The sequence below is a fragment of the Nitrosomonas sp. Nm33 genome (genome assembly GCF_900107265.1).
Lineage (GTDB): Bacteria > Pseudomonadota > Gammaproteobacteria > Burkholderiales > Nitrosomonadaceae > Nitrosomonas.
Genome location: NZ_FNPJ01000167.1, coordinates 1 through 1082 on the forward strand (window position 1 = coordinate 1; position 1082 = coordinate 1082).

Here is a 1082-nt window from a genome sequence, read left to right on the forward strand (position 1 = left end):
GCAGGAATTTTGTGAAGATATTCCTTTGATAGGCCGTACCGTTGTTGCGCTGGATTATATCAATGAAGAACTGCGGCCAATGACGACTGAAGTGAAAATAATACGAGATACAGGATCAGAAGAGAATCTTGATGCGATAACTATATTTCATTTGCCGCCACAAGTATATTCGAATGGATCGGTGACCTTTGAGCATGGCTTTCCGGAAGCAGGCAAGTTTGTCGGTTTGGTTACGATAAGAGGAGAGAAAGAAGAATATGTATCCCGCTTTCCGTTTTCAGTGGGAGCTGGTGGAAAATCGAATCTGCCTTATATCATAGGCGTCATCGTGCTGGCAGCTGTTGGTGCCATCTTCTTCATGCGTAGTAAGAAAAATAAAACAGTAGCTGCTTAGCTAAAATTTAGAACGGTATAGTGTTTGTTCAGCTAGTGCTAACCATTTTCTGAACTGACTCTCGCTAATAATATTAGCGATTATTGCGCTTTAGATAATACCTCTAAATACCAATACCTATTAGGCATGCCATTATAAGATTAATAGTAATGGCATGCAGGTATTCCTTGATTAACGCTCTATTTTCACTAGGGTCTGTTGACGTTTTGAGATAAGTATCTCATAAATAGAAGCAAACTCGTAATATTGAGAGGTTCTCACACTACCAATAAAACGAGTTTGCGATGCCCCGATTGATGCTCAGCGATGAGTTCTGGTCGAAGCTGGAGAAAATTCTGCTTCAAGAAGCGATTTATAACAAGCGCAATTTGCGCATGACAGTAGAAGGTATGCTATACCGAATGCGGGTTGGTTGTCCGTGGCGAGACTTACCTGAGGTGTTTGGATGCTGGAATTCCATCTACAAGAGATTCAATGCCTGGTCATTAAGTAACAAGTGGAACAGAATTTTCAAGGCACTGATTATTGATCCAGATTGGGAGTGGGAATTTATTGATGGCAGCTACGTTAAAGCGCATCAGCATAGTGCGGGGGCGGTAGGTCAAGAGCCGCAGGCCATCGGGAAAAGCCGTGCGGGTAACACTACAAAGATTCATTTGGCGGTTGATGGTTGTGGTTTACCAGTTGA

2 protein-coding genes are annotated in these 1082 nt (G+C 42.5%); both read left to right on the forward strand.

The window, feature by feature from the left end:
* Positions 1 to 394, forward strand: a 394-nt coding sequence (locus BLV54_RS15295; protein WP_256329562.1) for a hypothetical protein, incomplete at its 5' end; no start/stop codon positions are given.
* Between the two features lie 284 nt (positions 395 to 678).
* Positions 679 to 1082, forward strand: a 404-nt coding sequence (locus BLV54_RS15300) for an IS5 family transposase (RefSeq protein WP_143032488.1), incomplete at its 3' end; no start/stop codon positions are given.